Source organism: Actinophytocola sp. (genome assembly GCF_045807065.1).
Classification (GTDB): domain Bacteria; phylum Actinomycetota; class Actinomycetes; order Mycobacteriales; family Pseudonocardiaceae; genus Actinophytocola.
Map to the genome: position 1 here is coordinate 1 of NZ_JBJMIE010000353.1, position 5122 is coordinate 5122.

At 73.5% G+C, this 5122-nt stretch carries 4 protein-coding genes and 1 pseudogene; 2 read left to right on the forward strand and 3 right to left on the reverse strand.

What is annotated here, in order from left to right; all coding sequences use genetic code 11:
* Both ACJ73U_RS20550 and ACJ73U_RS20555 read left to right on the forward strand, forming a co-directional pair.
* Positions 1 to 837: beta-ketoacyl-ACP synthase 3 (locus ACJ73U_RS20550; protein WP_407779281.1), on the forward strand; the 837-nt coding region annotated here is incomplete at its 5' end.
* Positions 828 to 1424, forward strand: coding sequence for a lysophospholipid acyltransferase family protein (locus ACJ73U_RS20555; protein WP_407779282.1), 597 nt, complete (start codon positions 828 to 830; stop codon positions 1422 to 1424). The genes ACJ73U_RS20550 and ACJ73U_RS20555, both read left to right, overlap by 10 nt.
* Here ACJ73U_RS20555 and ACJ73U_RS20560 read toward each other — a convergent pair.
* The 3 genes and pseudogenes from ACJ73U_RS20560 to ACJ73U_RS20570 all read right to left on the reverse strand — a co-directional run.
* The gene (locus ACJ73U_RS20560; protein ID WP_407779283.1) at positions 1421 to 2644 is read right to left on the reverse strand and encodes a GNAT family N-acetyltransferase; all 1224 of its coding nucleotides are present in this window, start codon (positions 2642 to 2644) and stop codon (positions 1421 to 1423) included. The two genes, ACJ73U_RS20555 and ACJ73U_RS20560, sit on opposite strands and share 4 nt — an antisense overlap.
* 114 nt (positions 2645 to 2758) lie before the next feature.
* Positions 2759 to 3427 (reverse strand): DUF4333 domain-containing protein, encoded by a 669-nt coding sequence (locus tag ACJ73U_RS20565; protein ID WP_407779284.1) that lies wholly within the window; start codon positions 3425 to 3427, stop codon positions 2759 to 2761.
* A gap of 108 nt (positions 3428 to 3535) precedes the next feature.
* A pseudogene (locus ACJ73U_RS20570) lies at positions 3536 to 5122 on the reverse strand (RNA helicase); the annotation flags it as partial.

Consider the following 5122-nt stretch of genomic DNA (forward strand, 5'->3'; position numbering starts at 1 on the left):
CGCCGCCGCACCGGTATCGCCACGCGCCGCATCGCCCGGGAGGAGTCCGTCGCCGACCTCGCGGCGGCCGCCGCCGGGAAGGCGCTCGCGGCCGCCGGGATCGATCCGGCGGACATCGGGCTCGTCCAGGTCGCGACCTGTTCCGCCGTCGACCGCTGTCCGAGCACCGCCGCGCAGGTCGCCGGGCGGCTCGGGATCCCGGCCGCGGCGGCGTTCGACGTGAACAACGCCTGCGCCGGGTTCACCACCTCGCTCGCCACCGCCGACCACGCCATTCGCGCCGGCGCCGCCCGGCACGCGCTGGTCATCGGCGCCGAGAAGATGAGTGACATCACCGACTGGACCGACCGCACGACCTGCGTGCTGCTCGGCGACGGCGCCGGCGCGGCGGTCCTGTCGGCGTCCGACGAACCGCACGTCGGACCGGTGGTGTGGGGCTCGGACCCGAGCTTCGGCGAGGCGGTGCGCATCCTGGGCGCCTGGCACCCGATGTTCGCGCAGGACGGTCAGACGGTCTTCCGTTGGGCCACCACGGCTCTGGCACCGATCGCGCGGCAGGCGTGCGAGCGGGCGGGCCTCGCCCCCGCCGACCTCGGGGCGATCGTCACGCACCAGGCGAACCTGCGGATCATCGAGGCGATCGTCGGCCAGCTCGGCGCGCCGGGCGTGCCGTTCGCGCAGGACGTGGTCGAGTCGGGCAACACGTCGGCGGCGTCCATCCCGATCGCGCTCGCGAAACTGGTGGCACGTGGCGAGATCCGGTCCGGCGCGCCGGTGCTGCTGCTCGGTTTCGGCGGTGGGCTCTCGTGGGCCGGGCAGGTCGTCACGTGCCCCTGATCCGCACCGATGGCCGGGAGCACGTGCCCGCCGCCGGCCCGGTCATCCTCGCCAGCAACCACCTCTCGTTCATCGACAGCGTCGTCCTCCGCCTCGCGGCGCCCCGGCAGGTCACGTTCCTGGCCAAGGCCGAGTACTTCACGGGCCGCGGGCTGCGCGGGTGGTTCATGCGCTGGTTCTTCACCGCGGTCGGGTCGGTCCCGGTCGCGCGCGGCCAGCACCGCGCGGCGACGGCCGCGCTGGACACCGCGCTCGAGGTGCTGGCCGCGGGCCGCGTGTTCGGCATCTACCCCGAGGGCACCCGCTCGCTCGACGGCCGGCTCTACCGCGGCCGGACCGGCGTCGCGTGGCTCGCGTTGACCTCCGGCGCACCGGTGGTCCCGGTGGCGCTGGACGGGACCGACCGGCTGCAGCCCGTGGGCAAGCGCATTCCTCGCCCGGCACGGGTGACGGTGCGGTTCGGGCGACCGCTGCGTTTCACCGGTGACCCCGCTTCGGCCCGCACGCGCCGGGCGGTGACGGACGACGTGATGCGGGCGATCGGCGAGCTCTCCGGGCAGGAACGGGCGGACCGGTTCGCGGCCTAGAAGATCGTGCCGGTCCACGCCGGCCGGTCGACCGCGAAGAGCCGGTCGGCCGCCGGCAGCGCGGCCGCGTCGGCCACGGCGATCCGACCGATGGCGGCGAGGTTGGCGGGCGGGTGCGCGCCGAGGTAGAGCATGCCGAGCACGTCGACGGTCATCGTGAGCGCCGGCGCGGCCGCGGTCCGCTCGGTCCCCTGTGGACCGATGCGGTAGCGCCCGGAGTTGCTGGGCAGCAACGGGTCCACGACCTCGATGACGACCGGGTCGGCCGGCCCGTAGGTGCGGCCGGCGAGTGCGGCGGGTACGTCGACGAGCCGCACCCACAGCTCGTCGTCGCGCTCGCTGCGGGCCGCGGAGCTGTCGACGAGCATCTCCTCGATCGGGTCGTCGGCCGGCCGGTGGTACGCCGTGATCGTGTCGATCAGGTCGACGCCGAGGAGGTGGCGCCACAGGTCGTTGGCGACGCCCTGGTCGACTGCCTGGAAGTCGAGCACCGCGAGGTCGTCGCCGGCGAGCGGATCACCGGACTTCGTCGGCTCGTACATGACCCAGCCGTCGACCTCGCCCGTGGCCGCGAAGTGCGCGGCGACCAGCATGTACTCGTGGTCGAGCCGGCGCTGGTAGCCGAGGACCCAGTACTGCTCGGGGCGGCCGAGCTGGCCGGTGCGGGCCCGCTGCAGCGCCGGGTACGCGGATCGCAGCGCGGGCACGACCTCGTCCTTGTCGACGAGGCGGACCGTGCCGGCGACCGGCACCTCGGGACGCAGGGCGGCCCGCGGGGACCGCACCCTCACCGTCCGCGTCAGCGTGCTCAGGCCATAGCCGAAGCGGCCGTAGATCACCGGTTCGGACGCGTGCAGCACGGCGAACACCTCGCCGCGGGCCACGCAGTCCTGCAGTTGGGCCCGCATCATGCCGGTGAGCGCGCCACGCCGGCGGTAGTCGGACCGCACACCGACGAAGGTGACCGCGGCAGCCGGCAGGATCGCGCCGCCGGGCACGGTCAGGCTCGACGGGAACGACATGGCGGTGCCCACCTGGCGGTCACCGTCGAACGCGCCGAAGGTGCGGTCGACGATGTAGGCGCCCCGCAGTGATGCCCAGAAATCGTCGGACGCGGGTTTGTTGTGCATCGCGGCACGGAAGATGTCGTTGGCGCCCCGCAGCTCGTCCTCGGCTACGGTGCGGAACCTGAGCCCGGTGGGCAGCAGTGTCTGGGTCACGTCGCGATGATGCCTACTCGGCGGGCCCGCCGCGACCCATTTGTGCTGCTGACGACGGTCGAGCCGGGGCGCGCGGAAGCGGGACGGCCAGTCGTCCGCCGTCCCCCCGCGGGGTTACTTCGACTCCTCCGGCAGCGCCACCTGGTACTGACCGTCGTCGCTGGTGACGGTGATCTGGACGGTCAGCTCCTTCGGCTCGTTGCCGCCGACCTTCACCGTGCACTGGAACTTGTTGCCCTGCTTGACCTCCTGGTCGGAGGGGCAGGTGACCGACTGGATGTTCTCGACCTTGTAGTCGTTGACGAGGACCTTCTTGACGCCCTGGTCGCCCTCCAGCGCGGCCCTGTCGAACACCTTCGTGTTCAGGAAACCGGGTGTGACCAGGCCGAGCACCAGGAACGCCGCGACGCCGAGCACGACGACGACCATGACGATCCAGATCCAGGCGCCGCCGCCCTTCTTGGGCTGCTGCTGTTGCTGCTGGTAGGGGTGCTGGTACGGGCTCGGGAACTCACCGGACGGCTGCTGGCCGTAGGGCGACTGCGGCTGACCGTACGGCGAAGGCTGGCCGTACTGCTGCGTCGGCTGTGGCGGCTGCTGCCCGTACCCGCCGTAGGGCTGCTGCTGTTGCGGTGGCTGGGGCTGACCATGCTGCTGCGGGTACCCGGGCTGCGCGGGCATCCCACCGGACGGGGTGCCGGGCGCCGGCCCGCCGCCGTAGGGCTGCTGTCCCCACTGCTGCTGCGGGTCGTTCCCACCGGGCGGCCCGTAGGGGCTGGTCATTGTTCGCCTCCGCCATATCGACCTCGTGCCTGCGCGCGATCAAACCATAGCGGGACGGGGGTATCTCGTGTGGTCCGGCACGCTATTCGGCCCCACTTGGCCGAGCAATCACACGGTGCCCAGCGCCACGACCCCGCGGCGCATCGCCTTCACGGCCTCCTTCGCCGCGCCGCCGACCGGCGCGTCGGACCCGACCACGTCACGCAGCTGCTCAAGCAGGTCGATCACCTGCCGGCACCAGCGCACGAAGTCACCCGCGGAGAACTCGCTGCCGGCCGACTCCGCCGCGGTCATCACCCGCTCCAGCGACTCGCCGCGTGCCCACCGGTAGATCGTCCACGCGAAGCCCGCGTCCGGCTGGCGGGTGCGCTCCAGCTTGTGCCGCCGCTCGTCCGCCTCCAGCGACGCCCACAGCCGCGCGGTCTCGGTGAGCGCGTCGCTGATCAGGCCGGTCGGCACCCGCGCCTCGCTCGGCCCGTCCCGGCGCGCCTCGTAGACCAGCGAGGACACGACCGCGGCCAGCTCCGGGGGCGGCAGCTGGTCCCAGACGCCGTGCCGCAGGCACTCGGCGGCCAGCAGGTCCGACTCGCTGTAGAGCCGGGCCAGCCGCCTGCCGTCGGCGGTGACGGTGCTGGACTGCCTCGGTCCGCTCGGCGTTCGCGGGCCCGTACCCGGCGTGTTCCCTCCCTGCGCTGCTCGCTCAGTCCGGTCGTCGCTGGCCCGCTCAGGGTTCTCGTACGCCAGGTAACCGCGCTCGGTGAGCAGCCTGCGGATCCGGTCGAAGGCGCGGGCCAGCGAGTGGGTCTGGGCGGCGACCTTCTGCTCCAGCTGCTGGGTCTCCGCGGCCAGTCTGCGATACCGCTCGGCCCAGCGGGCGTGTGCCTCCCGGTCGGCGCAGCCGTGGCAGGGGTGGTTGCGCAGCGCCCTGCGCAGGGCCGCGATCTCGGCGTCGTCGGCCGCCGCGCCAGCACCGTGGCGGCGGTGCCTGGGCGCCTCGATGCCGGTGCTGCGCAGCGTCGAGGCGAGGTCCCGGCGCGACCGCGGCGAGCGCAGGTCGACCTGCTTGGGCAGCTTGACCCGGCCGTGTGCCTCCACCGGCGTCGGGAAGTCGGCCACGGACAGGCGACCGGCCCACCGGTCCTCGGTGACCACGAGCGGCCGGGCGTCGCCGGACGGGTCGAGCCCCGGGTCGACGACGATCGCGAGGCCCGCCCGCCGTCCGGACGGCACGGCGATCACGTCGCCCTTGCGCAGCGCCTCCAGTGACCGGGCGGCGTCGGCGCGGCGCGCCGCGGTGTTCTTGCGGGACAGCGCCTTCTCGCGGTCGCCCAGTTTCGCGCGAAGCTCGGCGTACTCGGCGAAGTCGCCGAGGTGGCAGGTCATCGACTCCCGGTAGCCCTCGAGCGCCTCGCGGTTGCGCTCGATCCGCTTCGCGAGCCCGACGACGCCCCGGTCGGCCTGGAACTGCGCGAACGAGGTCTCGAGCACCTCCCGCGCGCGCGGCCGGCCGACCTGCGCGACGAGGTTCACGGCCATGTTGTAGGTGGGCCGGAACGACGAGCGCAGCGGGTACAGGCGCTTGGACGCCAGCCCGGCGAGCGCCACCGGGTCCATGCCGCGCTGCCACAGCACCACCGCGTGGCCCTCGACGTCGATGCCGCGCCGCCCGGCCCGGCCGGTGAGCTGCGTGTACTC

Coding starts and splice junctions, on each gene's coding strand:
- ACJ73U_RS20565 (WP_407779284.1), bottom strand. CDS start 3,427: ATGACCAGCCCCTACGGGCCGCCCGGTGGGAACGACCCGCAGCAGCAG.